We start from the raw sequence: 18173 nt of genomic DNA on the forward strand, positions 1-18173 counted from the left end.
GTCACGCTACCGCCACCTCCAGCAGCACCGGGCCTTCTGCTGCCAAGGCTCGGCGCAGGGCGTCGGCCAGCTCGGCCCCGTCGCTCACGCGCGAGGCGGGCAGCCCGTGCCCGGCAGCCAGCGCCACGAAGTCCAGCGCCGGCAGATCGGTGCCCACCAGCGGCGCGCCGGGCGCAAAACCGAAGTGCGGCGCAAAGCCCTGCAGTGCGCCGTAGCGGCGGTTGTTGAGGATGAGCACCGTCACCGGCAGCCGCAGCTGCGCGGCGTTCCACAGCGCCTGGATCGAATACATCGCCGAGCCATCACCGATCATGGCGATCACGCGCTGGCGTCCACCCCGCTGCTGCTGGGCCAGCGCCACCCCCATGGCTGCCGCCAGGCCGTGGCCGAGGCCGCCGCTGTCCATCGTCCAGTAGGTGCCGGGCTCGAAGATGGGCAGGTGGCGCTGCATCGCACCGCGCGCGCTGGGTGCCTCTTCGAACACGATGCTGTCGCGGGGCCGCAGCTCCGTCAGCGTCTGCATGAAGAAGGGCACTGGAATGCGTTCGCCAGGAGCCGGCAGCGGCTGCCGCGGCGCGGGTTCGCGCGCCGGCGGCATGGCTCGCTCGGTGGCCGGTGCCGGGCGCGCCAGCAGGTCGGCCAGCGCCAGCGACAGGCTGGCGATGACGCTGGTGCCCAGCGGTGCCCAGGCGGCGGCCTGCGGGTCGTCGGTGATCTGCGCCACCGCGGCGCCGGCCGGCGCGTGCGGGCCTTCACCTTGCACGTGGTACGTGAAGGCATTGGCACCGAGCGCGACAACCAGGTCGTGGCCGGCAAGAGCCTCGACGATCTTCTCGCGCATCGCCGGCAGCCAGCCGGCGAATAGCGGGTGGTCTTCCGGGAAGCCCGCGCGGCCGCTCATCGGCGCGCCGAACACGCGCGCGAGGTGGCGCTCGGCGAGTTCGCGGGCCAGCGGCCAGGCGCCGTCGCGGTCGACCGCGGGGCCGATGACGAAGGCCGGGCGCGCAGCAGCATCGAGCGCGTCGCCGATGGCGGCGAGCGTGGCCGGATCGGGCCGCAGCGCCTGGCCCACGCGGCGCGGCGGCAGCGGCTCGCACAGGCGCGCCCAGTCGTCGGCCGGCACGCTCACCAGCACCGGCCCGCGCGGCGGCGTCATCGCCAGGTGGTAGGCGCGCTCGATGGCCAAGGGCACGTCTTCGCCGCGCGCCGGCTCCACGGCCCACTTCACGTAGGGCTTGGGCAGCGTCGTGGCCTCAGCGCTGTGCAGAAAAGGGTCGAAAGGCAGCATGGAGCGCGCCTGCTGCCCGGCGGTGATGACCATCGGCGTGCGGTTCTTGAAGGCCGTGAAGATGGCGCCCATCGCATGGCCCACACCCACAGCGGAGTGAAGGTTGACGAAAGCCGCGTTGCCGCTGGCCTGCGCGTAGCCGTCGGCCATGCCGACGACGACACTTTCCTGCAGGCCCAGCACGTAGCCGAAGTCGGCCGGCCAGCCCAGAAAGAAGCCGAGCTCGGTGGAGCCCGGGTTGCCGAACACGGTGGTCATGCCGTGGGCGCGCATCAGCGCCCAGGTGGCTTCGCGGACGGGGGTGGTGGGCAACATGCGGAGGCCGAATGGAGGAAAGGTCGAAGAGTATGGCCAGGAACCCAGCCCGCCGGCCGTGCGCGCGGCGCGGCCGGATGCCACTGGGCTGCCGCTCTGGGCGATCCCTCGGGTTCATGCGGCCTGTCACGGGGCTTGGGGGTACGGCCCGGTTGGGGGTCCTCAAGTTCGCTGGCCGTGTTCCGAAAACGTGAAGTGTCCCGTCGATGACGAGAGCCCTCAACCGCCCAAACAAGGAGCCCCAAGTGATCCGTCGCAACCTCTTTCCGATGCTGGCCTCGCTGCTGGTGCTCACGGCCTCGCTGCCGGCCGCAGCCAACGAGTTCACTGAACTGCGCGGCCAGCTCAGCGCCGCCCGCGAATCGCTCGTGACCATGCTCACGAACAAGGACAAGCGCGGCCCCGACCAGCAGAAGCTGGTGAAGGACACCGCCGATGCCGTCAGCGCCCGCCTGGCCAAGATGAAGGCGCCTGCGGGCAAGGACGCCCAGTTCAAGGAGCTCATCGCAACCTGGGACGCCTTCAAGAAGTCCCGCGAGACCGAGTTGGTGCCCGCCATCCTGGCTGGCCGCGATGAAGAAGCGCGCAAGCTGGCCGGCGGCATTCAGCGCGAGCGCATGACCCGTGCCCAGCAACTGGTCGGCGAACTGGGCGGCTGAGCCTGAGACCTGACCCCTGATCTCCCCCAGCAGGAAGGACATCCGAATGGCAGCCTTGAACAGACTTTCCATTGCAGCTCGGATCTGGCTCACAGCTGGGCTGGTCGTGCTGGCCCTGCTGGCGTCACTGGGCGCCACGGGCCTTGCCTTGACAGGGGTTTCGCGCGCCGCGGCATCCAAAGCGGCTGACCAGGGCGTGCTCGCCATCGCCACTGAGGTGCAGCACATGGCCAACGAGAGTGCGGTAGACAGTCTCCAGGCGCTGGTGTCGCCCAGCGCCGAGCAGCAGAAGAAGCTCGCGCAGGGCATCGATGCGCGCAACTTGCGCATCGTGGAGCAGTTGTCCACGCTGCAGCGCGAGCTCTCGCGCGGCGACGCCGAGACAGCCGCATTGGCCGATGAGGTGCTGAAGCGCCAGAAGACCTACGCTGCCGGCGTCCAGCGCATCGGCCTGCTGCTGCTGCAAGGCAAGCAGGCCGAAGCCTCCTTCGCCGCCGACGAAGAGATGACGCCGATGATGGCGCCGTTCTTCAGCGCGCTGGACAAGCTGACTGCTTCGCTCAGTGCCCGTGTGACGGCGAGCGAGGCGCGGCAGAACCAGCTTCTGGTGCGCGTGGGCTGGGTGATGGCCGGTGCGGCGGCGCTGGCGCTGCTGATCAGCTGCGCGGCTGCCGTTTGGCTGGTGAGCAGCGTGCGGCGCCCGCTGCGCCAGGCCGAGCACCTGGTGCGCTGCATCGGCGAAGGCGATCTCAGTACCCGCGCCCGAGCCGAGGGCGGTGACGAATTGTCCGCGCTGCTGCACACTCTGAACAGCACCTGCGCCACGCTCGGCCAGGTGATCGGCGACGTGCGCCTGAGTGCCGAGCAGGTGGCCGGGGCCAGTGCCGAGATCGCCAGCGGCAACCAAGACCTCTCTGTGCGCACGGAACGCCAGGCATCGGCGCTGCAGCAAGCCGCCTCGTCGATGGAGCAGTTGGGCTCGACCGTGCGCCAGACCTCCGACCATGCCCTGCAGGCCGACGAGTTGGCGCAAGGCGCGAGCAAGGCTGCGATGGGTGGCCATCAGGTGGTGAGCGAGGTCGTGCAGACCATGCGCGGCATCCAGGAGTCGTCGCGGCGCATCGCCGACATCATCGGCACCATCGACGGCATTGCGTTCCAGACCAACATCCTGGCCCTCAATGCCGCCGTCGAAGCGGCGCGGGCCGGTGAGCAGGGCCGCGGCTTCGCGGTGGTGGCCAGCGAAGTGCGCAGTCTTGCGCAGCGCAGCGCCGAGGCCGCACGCGAGATCAAGCAGCTGATTCAGGCCAGCGTTGAGCGGGTGGAGTCCGGCACCGCCAAGGCCGACCGCGCTGGTGAGGCGATGCAACAGATCGTCGAGGCCATCCGTCGCGTGACGGACATCGTGCGCGAGATCAGTGTCGCCAGCCGCGAGCAGAGTGGCGGCGTCAGCCAGATGGGGCAGGCGGTGACCCAGATGGACCAAGGTACCCAGCAGAACGCGGCCCTTGTCGAAGAAAGCGCTGCCGCCGCCGAGCGTCTGAAGCAACAGGCCCAGCAGCTGGCGGACTCCGTGGCGCGTTTTCGCGTCGAGGCCGCCGCTTGAGGCGGCGGTCAGTGCCTCACGGCCGAGCAGGGGGCTTCGGCGAGCTCAGCCCCACACCTCGTTCGCCACCTCCACCACCAGCTGCAGCTTGCGCTTCTGGTCTTCCACCGCGATGTTGTTGCCGTGCACGGTGCTGCTGAAGCCGCACTGCGGGCTCAGCGCCAGCTGCTCCAGCGGCGCAAACCCGGCGGCTTCCAGGATGCGACGCTTGAGCGTCTCCTTCGTCTCGAGCTGGCCGAACTTGGTGGTCACCAGGCCCAGCACGACGATGCGGCCGGGCTTGAGAAAGCGCAGCGGCCGGAAGTCGCCTGAGCGGTCATCGTCGTACTCCATGAAGATGGCGTCGAGGTTCATCTCCGACAGCAGCGCCTCGGCCACCGGCTCGTAGTTGCCGGCCGCGGCAAACGTGCTCTTGAAGTTGCCCTTGCACAGGTGCATGGCCAGCGTCATGCCGGCCGGCTTCTTCGCCACCACCTTGTTGATGAAGGCGGCATAGCGGTGCGGCAGCTCGTTGGGGTCGTCGCCGCGCTGGCGCGCCGCCTCGCGCATCTTCTCGTCGCAGAGGTAGGCCATGTTGGTGTCGTCCATCTGCACGTAGCGGCAGCCGGCGTCGAACAGGCTCTGCAGCTCCTCGGCGTAGGCCTGCGCGACATCGTCGTAGAACACCGGGTCCAGCTCGGGGTAGGCCGTGCGGCTGATGCCGGCGCGGCCACCGCGGAAGTGCAGCATGGTCGGGCTCGGGATCGTCACCTTGGGCGTGGCGCCCGGTGCGTGCTGCTCGATCTGCGCCTTGAGGTACTCGAAGTCGGCGCGCTGGATGTCCTTCACGTGGCGAACCTTGTCGATCACCTTGATGACCGGCGGCGCCAGCTCCTCGGTGCCGTCCGCGCGCTTCACCGTCACGGGGATGTCGGTGTGCACGCCGCCCAGCTGTTCGAGGAAGTCGATGTGGAAGTAGGTGCGGCGGAACTCACCGTCGGTGATGCTGGTGAGGCCGCAGTCGCGCTGGAACTGCACGATCTCGGTGATGGCGCGGTCTTCCACCGCGCGCAGCTGTTCTGGGCTGATCTCGCCGCGGGACTTCTGCGCGCGGGCCTCCAGCAGGTAGGCCGGGCGCAGGAAGCTGCCGACGTGGTCGGCGCGGAAGGGGGGCAGGGTGCGCTGGGTCATGGTGTCGTGTCCTTGCTCTCGGGGTTCAGGCGCCGGCCGGCACGATGACGTCGGGCGGTGGCGGGTCGGCGTAGAGGCGCTCCACCAGCGCCGCGCGGGCAGCGAGCACCGCGCGCTGGTTGATGGAGTTCTTGTCGGTGAGCTCGCCGCGGTCGATGCTGGGCGGCTCGGCCAGCAGCAGCCAGCGCGCGGGGCGGGTGGCGCTGCCGGTGCCCTCGCGCCATTGCTGGTCGGCCAGGGCCTGGAAAGTGGCGCGCACGCGCGGCTCGGCCAGCACCTCGGGGGCGGGCAGGGTGGCGGGCAGGGCGAAGTGGCGGCGCAGGTCATCCAGCCGCGGGAAGATCAGCAGGCCGATGGCGTCGCGGTCCAGGCCCGCCACCACCACGTCCTGCACGAAGGGGTCGCCGGCCATCGTCACCCGGGCGCGCAGCGGCCCCACGCTCACGAAGGTGCCGCTGGAGAGTTTGAAGTCCTCGGCGATGCGGCCGTCGAAAGCCAGGCCGTGCTCGGGCACGGCCTCGTCGATGAGCCGCGCCGCGTCGCCCGTGCGGTAGTAGCCCTCGTCGTCGAAGGCCGCGGCCGTGGCCTCGGGGTTGCGCCAGTAGCCGGGCATCACGTTGGGGCCGCGGAAACGGATCTCGTGCTTGCCGCTGGCGGGGTCCGGCACCAGCTTGACCTCCACGCCCGGGCAGGGCAGCCCGATGTGGCCCGAGCGCACGTCCGCACCGACGGCGAAGGTGCACGACGGCGAGGTTTCGGTCATGCCCAGCCCGGTGGTCATGACGATGCGCTGGCCGCCGGTGGCGGCCTCGGCGTGGCGGTCGAGGTGGTTCCAGACGCCCTGGCTCAGGCCGGCGCCGGCATACATGAAGGCCTGCACGCGGCTGAACAGCGAACGCCTGAGTTCAGCGTCGTGGTCCATCACGCGGCACAGCTCCTCGAAGCCCTTGGGCACGTTGAAATACATCGTCGGCGCGATCTCGCGCAGATTCTTCACCGTCTCGGCAATGCCACTCGGCGTGGGCTTGCCGCCGTCCAGGTGCAGCGTGCCGCCGTTGTAAAGCGCAATGCCGATGTTGTGGTTGCCGCCGAAGGTGTGGTTCCAGGGCAGCCAGTCCACCAGCACCGGCGGCTCGTCGGCCAGGAACGGGAAGCACTGGCGGATCATCTGCAGGTTGCTGCACCACATGCGGTGCGTGTTCACCACCGCCTTGGGCAGCTTGGTGGAGCCCGAGGTGAACAGGAACTTGGCGATGGTGTCCGGGCCCACAGCGGCGTGCGCGGCGTCGACCTCGGGCCCGGGCGCGGCGGCGCGCAATTCGGCCAGCGACAGCGTCTCGCGTCCCGGAACCGGCGTGCCGGCGCTCACCACGGCCACGTCGCCGCCCGTGCAGGCGGCCAGGGCCCGGGCATAGGCCATGCCATCGGCCACGTACACCAGGCCCGGCGTCAGTGTCGAGGCGATGTGCTTCAGCTTGGCGTGGTCGGTGGCCACCAGCGCGTAGGCCGGCGACACGGGGGCAAAGGGCACACCGATCCACAGCGCGCCGAAGCTGATGCGCAGGTGGTCCAGGCTGTTGTCCGACACGATCATCAGCGGCCGCTCGGCCGACAACCCCAAGCGCGTGAGCGCCTGGCCGATGCGGCGCGCCTCGTCGCGCAGCTGTGCGTAGGTGAGGGCCTGCCAGGCGCCATCAGGCCCGCGTTCGGCCGCGAAGACGCGGTCGGGCGCCACCGCGGCCCAGTGCTCGAGCCGGTCGGTCAGCCTGCGGGGCACCTCGCCCAGCGGCTCGGTGGACCGCCACAGCCGGGTGCCGTCGCCGCACTGCTCGACCGTCGCCTGCACGCAGCCGGCAAAACGCGCAGGGCGGTACGCGGTGGCTGCGCCGGGCTGCATGGCCGCGACCATGGTCAGTCCTGCGTGATCTTGCGTTCCTGGATGATCTTGGCGTAGCGCGCCATGTCGGCGCGGATGACGTCGCCGAACTCGCGCGGCGTGATCGGCTGCGGCTCGGCGCCGAGGGCGCGGATCGCCTCCACGACCGGCGGCGTGCCGAGCGCGCGGTTGATCTCGCGGTTCATGCGGTCCACGATGTCGGCCGGCGTGCCCGCGGGCGCCCAGAAGCCGTGCGTGGTGCCGGCGTCGAAGCCCGCCAGGCCCAGTTCGATGAGCGTGGGCGCGTCGGGGAACAACCGCGAGCGCCTGGCCGACCCCACCGCCAGCAGCCGCAGCTTGCCCGAGCGCACATGCGGGAACGCGATGCCGGGGTCGAAGGTGTAGTCCAGCGAGCCGGCGAGCAGGTCCTGCAGCACCGCCGCCGAACCGCGGTAGGGGATGTGCACGCTGAAGATGCCGGCCTGCGACTTGAGCATCTCCCCGGCGATGTGCGGGCTGGTGCCGTTGCCCGGCGAACCGTAGCTCAGCTTGCCGGGATTGCGCTTGGCGTGGGCGATGAACTCGGCGTAGGTCTTGTAGGGCGCGTCGGCGCGCGCCACCAGGAACAGTTCCAGGCGCGCCGCAGCGGCCACGGGGATGAGGTCCTTGGCCGGGTCGTAGGGCATCTTGTTGTTGAGCAGCGGCAGGATGGCCGCCGCGCTGCCCGAGCTGAGCAGGATGGTGTAGCCATCGGGCGCGCTCTTGGCCGCCGCATCGGCACCGATCATGCCGCCGGCACCGCCCCGGTTGTCGACCACGATCTGCTGCCCCAGGGCCTGCGACACCGGGCCGGCCACGGCCCGCGCCACGGCGTCGGGCGAGCCGCCGGCCGGAAAGTTGACGATCAGGCGGATGGGCCTGGCCGTGGGCCAGGCCGGCGTCTGCGCCTGGGCGGGCAGGCTGGGCACGGCTGCCAGACTGGCGGCGGTACCAGTGGCAAAAACGACTTGGCGACGGTTCAAGCAGCCGGTGTCAGGCATGGAGGTCCCTCGTATTGGAAGCTGGCCGCGATCAACGGAACCACTCGGGTTTGGTGCCGGTGCCCGGGCACGTGTCAACCGTTGATTCGATCCAATTCGATGGGTTCTTTCCATCATGGAGAACCTTAGCCGGCTTGGGATCCAAGCGATGACATGATGTGGGGCGAGGATCGGGCACACGCGAGTTCTGAGCGCGGCGTGCTGCAGCAGTGCCTGGCCCCCGGCGACGTGGCAGACGCGCGGCGCTGAGGGCCCGCTGCGGCGCCGCGCCGTGGTGCAATCGTCGCCACCATGGACGGCGCCGTCTCGCCCCTGTACCTGCTCGAACGCTTCGACGTCGGCGTGATCGAGCTCGACGCTGCGCGCAACGTGACCGCGATGAACGACTTCGCGAGCCGCGTGCTGCCCGTGGCCGAGAAGCAGCCCTTCGGCCGCAGGGTGCTGAGCTTCCACCCCGAGCGCTCGCAGCCCAAGGTGGAAGGTGGCCACGGCCGAGGGCCGGCGCTTCTGCAACCTGGCCATCGGCGACCTCGAAGGCCGGCTCGACCCCGGGCACTTCATGCGCGTGCACCGCAGCCACATCGTCAACCTGCGGTGCGTGGCGCAGCTGCAGCGCCTGGCCGGGCGGCTGCTGCTGCAACTGGGCGGCGTGGCCGAGCCGGTGCCGGTGTCGCGCAGCAGTGCGGCCGAGGTGCTGCGCCGCCTCGGCCTGCCGTCGGCGGCGCCGGCGATGGACGACCAGGGTTAACGAGGCCTGGGACTTTCCCGTATCCCGGCGGACGCGCGGCCCCGCCGCGGCCGCTGTTCGTGGCCTTCGGTTGCCACTCGTGCAGCCCAGCGCACCGTTCGTGCGAAATCAGGCCCCTGACGCCGCTGTGGCGCGGCATGCCCGCGTGATTCAGGAGGATTAGGCTGCGCATCCACCATCCGCGGCGCGGCCCAAGCCCCGCGAGCCGCGTGCGCCTGGGCCCGTCCAGGCGCCGCCCGAACAGGAGACGACGACCGTGATCCCCCCGTCCTTCGACTACCACGCGCCCAAGTCCGTGGGCGAGGCCCTGGGCCTGCTCGGCAGCTTGGGGCAAGACGCCAAGCTGCTGGCCGGCGGCCACAGCCTGCTGCCGATGATGAAGCTGCGCTTCGCACAGCCGGCCCACCTGATCGACCTCAACCGCATCCCCGAGCTGCGCGGCATCTGTGAGGACGGCAACGACGTGGTCATCGGCGCGATGACGAGCGAAAACGAGCTTATTGCCAGCCCCGTGCTGCGCGAACGGGTGCCGCTGCTGGCCGAGGCGCCCAAGCTCATCGCCGACCCGCAGGTGCGCAACCGCGGCACGATCGGCGGCGACATCGCCCACGGCGACCCGGGCAACGACCACCCGGCGCTGAGCCTGGCGCTCGACGCCACCTTGCACGTCGAGGGCCGCGGCGGCCGCCGTGCCGTGAAGGCCGACGACTTTTACCTGGGCCTCTACACCACGGCGCTGGCCGAGGACGAGATCCTCACCGCCATCCGTGTGCCGGCCTTCGCCTCGGGCACGGGCTGGGCCTACGAGAAGCTCAAGCGCAAGACGGGCGACTGGGCCACGGCCGGCGCGGCGGTGGTGATGAAGATGAGCGGCGGCACCGTGAGCCAGGTGCGCATCGCGCTCACCAACCTGGCGCCCACGGCCATCCGCGCGCACGACGCCGAGAAGGCGCTGCTCGGCCAGGCCGTCACGCCCGCCACGCTGCAGGCCGCGGCCGACGCCGCGATGGCGGTGTGCCAGCCCGCGGCCGACTTGCGCGGCGACGAGGAATACAAGACGGCGATGGCCGGCCAGATGGTCAAGCGCGCCCTCGCGGCCGCAGCGGCGCGTTGCGCCTGAAGGAGCAACTGAACATGGCAAAGAAGATCGTTTCCATGAAGGTCAACGGCAAGGCCGTTGAAGAGGCGGTGGAGCCGCGCACGCTGCTCGTGCACTTCCTGCGCGAGAAGATGCAGCTCACCGGCGCGCACATCGGCTGCGAGACCAGCCACTGCGGCGCCTGCACGGTGGACATCGACGGCCAGAGCGTCAAGTCCTGCACGCACCTGGCGGTGCAGTGCGAAGGCTCCGAGGTGCTCACCGTCGAAGGGCTGGCCCAGGCTGGTGTGCTGCACGCCGTGCAGGAAGGCTTCTACAAGGAGCACGGCCTGCAGTGCGGCTTCTGCACCCCCGGCATGCTGATGCGCGCCTACCGGCTGCTGCAGGAGAACCCGAACCCGAGTGAGACCGAGATCCGCGCCGGCATGGCCGGCAACCTGTGCCGTTGCACGGGCTACCAGAACATCGTCAAGGCGGTGCAGTACGCGGCCGCCAAGCTGGCCCAGAAGCAGGAGGTGACGGCATGAACGCTCCCGACAAGGACGCCATGGACCGCATGGCCGCGCTGCAGGGCATGGGTGACAGCCGCCTGCGCAAGGAAGACGCGCGCTTCATCCAGGGCAAGGGCAACTATGTCGACGACATCAAGATGCCCGGCATGCTGCACATGGACATCGTGCGCAGCCCCATCGCGCATGGCCGCATCGTCAAGATCGACAAGTCCGAGGCGCTCAAGGTGCCGGGTGTCATCGCCGTGCTCACGGCCGATGACCTCAAGCCCCTGAAGCTGCACTGGATGCCCACGCTGGCCGGTGACGTGGCCGCGGTGCTGGCCGACCAGAAGGTGCACTTCCAGATGCAGGAGGTGGCGGTGGTGATCGCCGAAGACCGCTACGCCGCCGCCGACGGCGTGGAAGCCGTGCAGGTGGAGTACGAAGAGCTGCCCGTCGTGCTCGACCCCTTCGCGGCGCTCGAACCTGGCGCGCCCGTGCTGCGCGACGACCTCGCCGGCAAGACCAGCGGCGCCCACGGCCCGCGCGAGCACCACAACCACATCTTCACCTGGGACGCCGGCGACAAGGCCGCCACCGACGCCGTGTTCGCGAGCGCGCCGGTCACCGTCCAGGAGCACATCTTCTACCCGCGTGTGCACCCGTGCCCGCTCGAGACCTGCGGCTGCGTCGCCAGCTTCGACCCCGTGCGCGGCGAGCTCACCACCTACATGACGAGCCAGGCGCCGCACGTGGTGCGCACGGTGGTGAGCCTGCTGTCGGGCATCCCCGAGAGCAAGGTGCGCATCGTCAGCCCCGACATCGGCGGCGGCTTCGGCAACAAGGTCGGCATCTACCCGGGTTATGTCTGCGCCATCGTCTCGAGCATCGTGCTGGGCAAACCCGTGAAGTGGGTCGAAGACCGCATCGAGAACATCAGCTCCACCGCCTTTGCGCGGGACTACCACATGGACGGCGAGCTCGCCGCCACGGCCGACGGCAAGATCCTGGCGCTGCGCACGCATGTGCTGGCCGACCACGGCGCGTTTGATGCCTGCGCCGACCCGACCAAGTTCCCGGCGGGCCTGTTCCACATCTGCAGCGGCAGCTACGACATCCCCGCGGCCTACGCGCAGGTCAAGGGCGTCTACACCAACAAGGCGCCGGGCGGCGTGGCCTACCGCTGCAGCTTCCGCGTTACAGAAGCCGTGTACCTGATCGAGCGCATGGTCGACGTGCTGGCGCAGAAGCTGGGCATGGACAAGGCCGAGATCCGCGCCATGAACTTCGTGCGCAAGGAGCAGTTCCCGTACAAGAGCGCCTTCGGCTTCGAGTACGACAGCGGCGACTACCACACGGCCCTCACGAAGGTGCTCGATGCGGTGGACTACAAGGCCCTGCGCGCCGAGCAGGCCGCGCGCCGCGCCGACCCTGCGGCCACGCACCTGATGGGCATCGGCCTCGTCACCTTCACCGAGGTGGTGGGCGCGGGGCCCAGCAAGATGTGCGACATCCTCGGCGTGGGCATGTTCGACAGCTGCGAGATCCGCATCCACCCCACGGGCAGCGCGATCGCGCGCATGGGCACCATCACGCAAGGGCAGGGCCACCAGACCACCTACGCGCAGATCATCGCCACCGAGTTGGGCATTCCCAGCGAGGTGATCCAGGTGGAGGAGGGCGACACCAGCACCGCGCCCTATGGTCTGGGCACCTACGGCAGCCGCTCCACGCCCGTGGCGGGCGCCGCGATTGCGCTGGCGGCGCGGAAGATCTTTGCGAAGGCGCGCAAGATCGCCGCGCACCTGCTGGAGGTGGGCGAGGCCGACCTCGACTGGGAGATCGACCGCTTCCACGTCAAGGGCGACCCGGCGCGCCACAAGACGATGAAGGACATCGCCTGGGCCGCCTACAACAACGTGCCCGCGGGCCTGGAGATGGGCCTGGAGGCGGTGCACTACTACGACCCGCCCAACTTCACCTACCCCTTCGGCATTTATCTGGCCGTGATCGACATCGACCGCGGGACGGGTGAGACGAAGGTGCGCCGCTTCTACGCGCTCGACGACTGCGGCACGCGCATCAACCCGATGATCATCGAGGGCCAGATCCACGGCGGCCTGACCGAGGGCTTCGCGGTGGCCATGGGCCAGCAGATGCCGTTCGACGCGCAGGGCAACCTGCTCGGCAACACGCTGATGGACTACTTCCTGCCGACCTTCGTGGAAACGCCGCACTGGGAGACCGACCACACCGTCACCCCGAGCCCGCACCACCCCATCGGCGCCAAGGGCGTGGCCGAGTCGCCGCACGTGGGCTCGATCCCCACGTTCACGTCGGCCGTGGTGGACGCGTTTGCGCACGTGGGCGTGACGCAGCTGACCATGCCGCACAGCGCCTTCAACGTCTGGAAGACGCTCAAGGCCACCGGTCTGGCCCTGTGATGGGCGGGCAGAGGTTCTAATCGCGGCATGGAAGTCAAACTCGACAAGCGCTATCCCGTTGCCGCCACGCTCGAGCAAGCGTGGTTGGTGCTCTCCGACATCCACGCCACGGCGGCCTGCATGCCCGGTGCGCAGATCACCGAGCAGATCGACAACACCCACTACAAGGGCACGGTCAGGAGCAAGGTCGGCCCGGCAGTGATGGTGTTCAGCGGCGACATCGAGCTTCAGGGCATCGATGCGACCGCGAAAGAGCTGAAGATGCTCGGCAAGGGCGCCGACAAGAGTGGCTCCTCGGCCTCGATGCAGCTGACGGCGCACCTGGAGCCTGGCGAAGCCGGCACCGGCTGCGTGCTCGCGGGCGTGGCCACCATCATCGTCAGCGGCAAGCTGGCGCAGTTCGGCAGCCGGCTCCTGGTGCCGGTGTCGGACGCGATGCTGGCGCAGTTCGCGGACAACTTCCGCGCCGCGGCGGCGGCGGTGCCGGTGGCTGCCGAGGCCGCGCCGGGCGAGCGCTCCGCAGTCCGCATGGTGCAGGGTGGCCAGGCGCCGGGTGCCCTCCCACCCGCTCCCCCGGTGAAGGAGCTCAACGCCCTGGCGCTGATGTGGACCGTCATCAAGGCCTGGTTCGCCGGCCTGTTCGGCAAGAAGGCCTGAAGGCCGGCACCGGGGGCGCATGACGACGGAGGCGAGCCCGCAAGCCCTGCGTGAGGCACTGCACCGCGCTGGCTATATCGCCGACGAGGCACTCGCCACCACGCTGTGGCTGGCCGACTCGCTGCAGCGCCCACTGTTGGTGGAGGGCGACGCCGGTGTCGGCAAGACGGCGCTGGCGCAGGCGCTGGCGGTGGCCGAGGGTCGGCGGCTGGTGCGGCTGCAGTGCTTCGAGGGCCTGGATCTCGCGCAGGCCGCCTACGAGTGGAACTACGGCCGCCAGCTCCTGGCCATCCGCCGCGCGGAAAACACCACCGCCTTCGCCGACGACACCGCCCTGTTCTCGCGGGAGTTCCTGCTGCAACGGCCGCTGCTCGAGGCCATCGTGGCGGACGAGCCCTGCGTGCTGCTCATCGACGAGATCGACCGCGCCGACGAGGCCTTCGAGGCCTTCCTGCTGGAGGTGCTGGCTGACTGGCAGATCACGGTGCCCGAGCTGGGCACCATCCGCGCCAGCCACGTGCCGCGCGCCGTGCTCACGAGCAATGGCACGCGCGAGTTGAGCGACGCGCTGCGCCGCCGCTGCCTGTACCACTGGCTCGACTACCCCACGCTGGCGCGCGAGATCGCCATCGTGCGCGCCACGCTGCCGCAGGCCGAAGGGCAACTCGTGGAGCAGGCCGTGGCCTTCGTGCAGCGCCTGCGCCGCGAAGATCTGGGCAAGACCCCCGGCGTGGCTGAGAGTCTGGACTTCGTGCGCGCGCTGCACCAGCTGGGCCACCAGCGCCTGCCCGACGAGCCCGCGGCGCTGGCCCATGTGCTGGCCTGCCTGCTGAAGACGCGCGAGGACCGCTTCCAGTTTGGCCCGGAGCGGCTGCTGCAGGTGCTGGAAGGCCGCAAGGCCGGCGGTGACGGCGTGGCGGTCAGGCAGGCGGCGCCCTTGTCATGAACATCGCGTCGCTGCCCACGGCCCAGCCGCTGGCGGCCCTGGCCGGCTTCGCGGCGCACCTTCGCGAACACGGTTTCGTCGTCGGCGTGGCCGAGCAGCAGGCCATGGTGCAGGCCGCCTTGCGCCTGCCCGGCGCGCTGGCCCAGCCGGCGCGGCTGGGCGAGGCCTGGCGCGCCATCGCTTGCCACGGCGCGCGTGACTGGCGGCGTTGGCCCGACCTGTTCCTACGCTACTGGCAGCCCCACCGCAGCACCGGCAGCACGCGCGTGAGCGGCCGTACGCGGCCGCCGCGCGACATCCGCCAACTCGTGCAGCACTTGCACGACAGCCTGGGCGAGGGCGGCAGCAAACCCGGCGTCAGTGCCGCCGACACGGCGCTGGCCGACAGCCCTGCCGAAGGCGATGCCTTGAGCCGCCATCAGGGCGGTGCAAGCCGCACCGAGGCCCTGCACGACCGCAGCCTGCACGAATGGCTGCCGCAAGACCTGACCCTGCTGCAGCGGCTGGCCGAGCGCATCGCGGCACGGCTGCGCCGCCGCCTCACGCGCCGCTGGCACGCGCAGGCGCGGGGCCAACGGCTCGATCTGCGCCGCACGCTGCGCAAGAGCCTGAGCACCGGCGGCGTGCCCCTGGCACCGGCCTGGCGCCAGCCGCGGCGCGAGCGGCCGCGGCTGTTTGTGCTGGTCGACGTGAGCCGCTCGATGGAAACACACGCGCAGCTCTTCCTGCGCATTGCGCGGGCCTTCGTGGTGGCGGCGCAGGCGCGCGTGTTCGTGTTCCACACCCGCCTGGCCGAGGTGACGCCGCTGCTGCAGCGCGACAGCGGCGCGGTGCAGGAGACGCTCAACGCCATGACCGAGGGCTTTGCCGGCGGCACGTGCATCGCCACCAGCCTGGACGACTTCCACCGCGCGCACGCCCGCGCACAACTCGGCCGCCGCGCCCGGGTGTGGGTGCTGTCCGACGGCTTCGATGCCGACGAACCGCACCGCCTGGCCGAGGCGCTGGCCAGCGTGCGCGGACGCGGGGCGCGCATCACCTGGTTCCACCCCTCGCCGGCCGTGCCCGCATCGGCCGCGATGACGGCCGCGCGCGCGCACGTGCAGCACTTCGTGCGACTGGCCTCGCTGCGCGACCTGGCACTGGCCGCCGACCTGATTGCCTGAAAGGACAGCTTCCATGAGCAGCCTCGATGTCCTCGCCCACGCCCTGCGCCTGCAGCAGCAGGGCGAGCCTTTCTGCCTGGTGAGCGTGTTGCGCGTGCAGGCCCCAGCCTCGGCGCGCCCCGGCGACAAGGCCGTGGTGAGTGGGCAGCGCATCGAGGCCGGCTGGATCGGCGGCGGCTGCGCTCAGCCGGCCGTGCTGCGCACCGTGAAGCAGGCGCTGGCCGACGGCCGCTCGCGCCTGATCCGCATCACGCCGTCGGATGCTGGCCCCCAGACGGCTTCGCCGTCGCCCCCTGAGGGGGTTGGGTCGTCCGGCGAAGCCGGCCCGTCCCGAGCAGGCACGGAACGCACGCTGCAGGACGTGCTCGAGTTCGGCATGGCCTGCCACAGTGGCGGCACGCTGGACCTGTTCGTGGATCCCGTGCTGCCGCGTGCGCGCCTGGTGGTGGTGGGCGACTCGCCGCTGGCCGCTGCGCTGGCGGGCTTGGCGCCGCGCGTGGGCCTGCCGGCGACGGTGGTGGCCCACGGCGCCGACTCGGTGCGCTTTGCCGATGCCGAGCGCGTGATCGCCAGCGACGACGCGGCCGAGGTGGCGGCGCAGGTGGCGCCCGGCGCCTTTGTCGTCGTCGCCACGCAGGGCCGGCGCGACTTGCAGGGTTTGCGCGCCGCGCTGGGGTTGCAGGCACGGCAGGTCTTCTTCGTGGCCAGCGCGCGCAAGGCGGCGGTGCTGAGGGCGGCGCTGGTTGAGGCCGGGCACGCGGCCGAGGCAGTCGGTGCCATCGTCGCGCCCGCTGGCGAGCCGATCGGCGCGCAGACCCCGGAGGAGATTGCGCTCTCGGTGCTGGCCACCGTGGTGGCGGCGCGGCGCGGCACCAGCGCTCCGACAGGCTCAGCGCGAACGGAGCCCGTCGACCACACCCACACCGATCGGGCTGAGCTGGTCGAAGCCCCGGCGCCGCGCCCGCAGCGCGTGGCACCGGCTGCATGGCCCGAGCTGCCGCCCATCAAGGGCTCCTGCTGCGGCGACTGAGCGCGGAGCGCCACGATGGGATGCATCCTCAAGGGCGGAGGCGGCCTGTACAGCCGCTTGGTGGTGGGCGCGGTGGTGCTGGCGGCCGGGGCGGGGTCGCGCCTGGGTGGGCGGCCCAAGTGCCTGCTGGAGCTGGGCGGCGTGCCGCTGATCCGCCGCACGCTGATCGCGCTGTCGGGCGCGGGGGTCGACGAGGTGGTGGTGGTGCTGGGCCACCACGCGCTTCAGATCGAGCCGCTGGTGCAGGACTTCCCCGTCACGCTGGCGCGCAACCCCAGCCCCGACGACGGTCCCGTCTCGTCGCAGCGCACGGGCCTGGCCGCGCTGGGCGGCAAGCTCGACGCGGTGCTCGTGGTGCTGGCCGACCAGCCGCTGCTGGGCGCGGCCGACATCACCGCGCTCATCGGCGCCTGGAAGAAGCGGCCCAAGGAGACGCGCGTGGTGCAGCCGCACGTGGGCGGGGAGCGCGCCAACCCGGTGATCTTCGACGCCGCGGTTCGCGATGAGATCCTCACGGGCGCGGCCAGCATCGGCTGCCGCCAGTGGCAGGCCGAGAACAGCGCGCAGGTGCATGCCTGGGCCAGCGACAACCGCCGCTACCGAGTCGACATCGACACGCCCGAGGACATCGCCGCCTTCGAGCGCGACACCGGCCACGTGCTGCGCTGGCCGGCCGGGCTGAGCGTGCCCGCATGACCCTGGGCCCGGGCCACCACACGCTGTGGCCGGTGCCACTGGCGGTGCACCGCCACCCCGATGCTGCGGCGCTGAACGCGCTGCTGGTGCGCGTGTTCGCGGCCCTGCGTGCCACGCAGCGCCATGCCCGTGGCGAGCCCGAGCGCGCCTTCTTTGCCAGCGACGACGACCTGCTGCAGCGCGTGAAGTTGCCCGAGTGGCAAGGCTTCGTGCAATGGCTGGTGGCCTGCCTGCGCGACACCGTCACGGCGGCCATTGCCGCCGCCTGGCCGGCGGCGTGGCGAGAAGGCGGCGTGCCGCTGCAGGTGGCCATCGACGGCCTGTGGTTCCAGACCAGCCGCGACGGCGCCTTCCACGACGTGCACACGCACGGCAACGCCTCGTGGTCGGCGGTGTACCTGGTGCAGGTGGACGACGAAGCCGAGCGCGTGGCGCACCCGGTCTACGGCGTGGCCAACGGCGTGACGCGCTTCTACGGCCCGCCGTTCCAGGCCCTGGGTGGCGCGCACGTGGACCTGGGCAACGCCTACCTGCAGCCGCCGCACCTGGACGTGGCGCCGGTGCCGGGGAAACTGGTGCTGTTCCCGGCCTGGTTGTCGCACCAGGCGCTGCCGTATTGAGCGGGTGACCAGGACCGCAGGCGGCGCGAGCGGTTTGGTCCTTCCCGGAGCCGTCAGTCACGCTCCCGGAGAGCGACCCTTCATGATGCTTTGCCACTGTCGGCATGAAACCCGGCGATCGCCCGCCACGTGTGCACCGGTTTGACGTCCATGGGGAAGTGGCCGCAGTCCGGAACCACCTCGCCGTGGATGCCATGGGCGCGCAGCCGTGGCAGGTGCGACTGCCACGCGTTCTGCTGTCCGTGCATGAACGTGTGGGGCTTCGGCAGTCCCAGGAACTTGTCCATCAACGCGCCATGGTCCGACAACCCAGGCTGGAACG

17 protein-coding genes are annotated in these 18173 nt (G+C 70.7%); 12 read left to right on the forward strand and 5 right to left on the reverse strand.

Features of this window, described 5'->3' with window-relative positions; genetic code table 11:
* Position 1: 1 nt before the first annotated feature.
* A complete protein-coding gene (gene mdlC, locus KA711_16115) occupies positions 2 to 1603 on the reverse strand; it encodes a benzoylformate decarboxylase (GenBank protein ID MCM0610495.1) in 1602 nt (533 codons plus the stop codon).
* Between the two features lie 245 nt (positions 1604 to 1848).
* Between mdlC and KA711_16120 the strand changes: the two genes are divergently transcribed.
* On the forward strand, positions 1849 to 2262 hold the full coding sequence (locus KA711_16120) for a hypothetical protein (protein ID MCM0610496.1): 414 nt from the start codon (positions 1849 to 1851) through the stop codon (positions 2260 to 2262).
* 55 nt (positions 2263 to 2317) lie between these two features.
* Complete coding sequence (locus KA711_16125) at positions 2318 to 3868, forward strand: HAMP domain-containing protein (GenBank protein ID MCM0610497.1); 1551 nt, start codon at positions 2318 to 2320, stop codon at positions 3866 to 3868.
* Between the two features lie 45 nt (positions 3869 to 3913).
* Here the strand turns inward: KA711_16125 and KA711_16130 are convergent, their stop codons facing one another.
* The 3 genes from KA711_16130 to KA711_16140 are packed head-to-tail and all read right to left on the reverse strand — an operon-like array spanning position 3914 to position 7954.
* Positions 3914 to 5038: a 5-methyltetrahydropteroyltriglutamate--homocysteine S-methyltransferase gene (locus KA711_16130; protein MCM0610498.1), complete on the reverse strand. Its 1125-nt coding sequence runs from the start codon at positions 5036 to 5038 to the stop codon at positions 3914 to 3916.
* A gap of 25 nt (positions 5039 to 5063) precedes the next feature.
* Complete coding sequence (locus tag KA711_16135) at positions 5064 to 6947, reverse strand: feruloyl-CoA synthase (GenBank protein MCM0610499.1); 1884 nt, start codon at positions 6945 to 6947, stop codon at positions 5064 to 5066.
* A 2-nt stretch (positions 6948 to 6949) separates the two neighbouring features.
* Complete coding sequence (locus tag KA711_16140; GenBank protein ID MCM0610500.1) at positions 6950 to 7954, reverse strand: tripartite tricarboxylate transporter substrate binding protein; 1005 nt, start codon at positions 7952 to 7954, stop codon at positions 6950 to 6952.
* A gap of 481 nt (positions 7955 to 8435) precedes the next feature.
* On the opposite strand from KA711_16140, the gene KA711_16145 reads away from it, so the two are divergent.
* The 10 genes from KA711_16145 to KA711_16190 all read left to right on the forward strand — a co-directional run bounded on the left by KA711_16145 (position 8436) and on the right by KA711_16190 (position 17851).
* Positions 8436 to 8702, forward strand: a complete 267-nt coding sequence (locus KA711_16145) for a LytTR family transcriptional regulator (protein ID MCM0610501.1) — start codon at positions 8436 to 8438, stop codon at positions 8700 to 8702.
* A 256-nt stretch (positions 8703 to 8958) separates the two neighbouring features.
* Positions 8959 to 9822: a xanthine dehydrogenase family protein subunit M gene (locus tag KA711_16150; GenBank protein ID MCM0610502.1), complete on the forward strand. Its 864-nt coding sequence runs from the start codon at positions 8959 to 8961 to the stop codon at positions 9820 to 9822.
* Between the two features lie 14 nt (positions 9823 to 9836).
* Positions 9837 to 10328, forward strand: a complete 492-nt coding sequence (locus KA711_16155; GenBank protein MCM0610503.1) for a (2Fe-2S)-binding protein — start codon at positions 9837 to 9839, stop codon at positions 10326 to 10328.
* Positions 10325 to 12736 (forward strand): carbon-monoxide dehydrogenase large subunit, encoded by a 2412-nt coding sequence (locus KA711_16160; protein ID MCM0610504.1) that lies wholly within the window; start codon positions 10325 to 10327, stop codon positions 12734 to 12736. Before KA711_16155 ends, KA711_16160 begins: the two co-directional genes overlap by 4 nt.
* A 27-nt stretch (positions 12737 to 12763) precedes the next feature.
* The gene (locus KA711_16165) at positions 12764 to 13393 is read left to right on the forward strand and encodes an SRPBCC family protein (protein MCM0610505.1); all 630 of its coding nucleotides are present in this window, start codon (positions 12764 to 12766) and stop codon (positions 13391 to 13393) included.
* A 19-nt stretch (positions 13394 to 13412) separates the two neighbouring features.
* Entirely contained in the window at positions 13413 to 14339 is a 927-nt protein-coding gene (locus tag KA711_16170) for a MoxR family ATPase (GenBank protein MCM0610506.1), read from the forward strand.
* Positions 14336 to 15505 carry a VWA domain-containing protein gene (locus tag KA711_16175; GenBank protein ID MCM0610507.1) on the forward strand — a complete coding sequence of 390 codons (1170 nt, stop codon included), beginning with the start codon at positions 14336 to 14338 and terminating at the stop codon, positions 15503 to 15505. The genes KA711_16170 and KA711_16175 overlap by 4 nt, the downstream gene beginning before the upstream one ends.
* Positions 15506 to 15518: 13 nt before the next feature.
* Positions 15519 to 16535: an XdhC family protein gene (locus KA711_16180; protein ID MCM0610508.1), complete on the forward strand. Its 1017-nt coding sequence runs from the start codon at positions 15519 to 15521 to the stop codon at positions 16533 to 16535.
* Between the two features lie 15 nt (positions 16536 to 16550).
* Positions 16551 to 17231, forward strand: coding sequence for a nucleotidyltransferase family protein (locus tag KA711_16185; protein ID MCM0610509.1), 681 nt, complete (start codon positions 16551 to 16553; stop codon positions 17229 to 17231).
* Positions 17228 to 17851: a hypothetical protein gene (locus KA711_16190; GenBank protein ID MCM0610510.1), complete on the forward strand. Its 624-nt coding sequence runs from the start codon at positions 17228 to 17230 to the stop codon at positions 17849 to 17851. Before KA711_16185 ends, KA711_16190 begins: the two co-directional genes overlap by 4 nt.
* An 80-nt stretch (positions 17852 to 17931) precedes the next feature.
* Here the strand turns inward: KA711_16190 and KA711_16195 are convergent, their stop codons facing one another.
* Complete coding sequence (locus KA711_16195) at positions 17932 to 18138, reverse strand: hypothetical protein (GenBank protein ID MCM0610511.1); 207 nt, start codon at positions 18136 to 18138, stop codon at positions 17932 to 17934.
* Positions 18139 to 18173 lie beyond the last annotated feature (35 nt).

The organism is Ideonella sp. WA131b, from assembly GCA_023657425.1.
Taxonomy (GTDB): domain Bacteria; phylum Pseudomonadota; class Gammaproteobacteria; order Burkholderiales; family Burkholderiaceae_C; genus Rubrivivax.